The sequence below is a fragment of the Pseudoalteromonas sp. S558 genome (genome assembly GCF_005886635.1).
In the GTDB taxonomy this organism is placed as follows: Bacteria; Pseudomonadota; Gammaproteobacteria; order Enterobacterales; family Alteromonadaceae; genus Pseudoalteromonas; species Pseudoalteromonas aliena.
In genome coordinates, this window is record NZ_PNDU01000557.1 from 1 (window position 1) to 723 (window position 723).

Annotated in this window: 1 pseudogene; it reads left to right on the forward strand. The window is 43.3% G+C overall.

Annotated features, from left to right (window positions below):
- Positions 1–723 (forward strand): annotated as a pseudogene (locus tag CWB66_RS22850) (IS3 family transposase); the annotation flags it as partial.

A 723-nucleotide genomic window follows, 5' to 3' on the forward strand; every position in this document is an offset into this window, starting at 1 on the left:
ATGCTTAAGTAAACCTACTGGCGGAGTTATTCAAGCTGCTAGAGAGTTAAGCGTGGCAGAGTCTCTGCTTTATCATTGGCGAACTGCTGCTCTGAAAAAGACATCCACATCGGATAGAGAAAGTACGCTAGCTACTGAGAATGCTCGTTTGAAACGCCAACTAGCGATGCAAGCAGAGGAGCTAGATATCTTAAAAAAACCGCTACCTACTTCACAAAAAATCAAAAATAGCACGATTTGAATTAATGCAAAGCGACCGAAGTACATTCAGTGTCATTACAATGGCTAAGGTACTTCGTGTATCGCCAAGTGGGTTTTATGCATGGATAAAGTCATGCGTACACGTGTGTAAGCGCAAACAACAACAGCAAACCTTGATACTCAGGCCAAAGCCGCATTTATTGACAGTAAACAGCGAGACGTTGCCAGACGTATCCAAGTCGAGCTTGCGGAGCAAGGGTATAAACATGACATTAAAACCATTAACAAAAGCATGGGACGTCAGAATTTAGTCGCTAAAGCCGCGCGTAAATTCGAATCGACCACCGACATTAGCAGTGGCCCCTGATTTACTTGAGCAGAAACTGTACCGCTGATAAACCTAACCAAAAATGGACTGGTGATATTACATACTTAATGACCAGCGAGGGATGGCTTTATCTCGCTGTGTTTATCGACCTTTGCTCACGCTCAGTGATTGGTTGTGTAGTGGTCAATAAAATT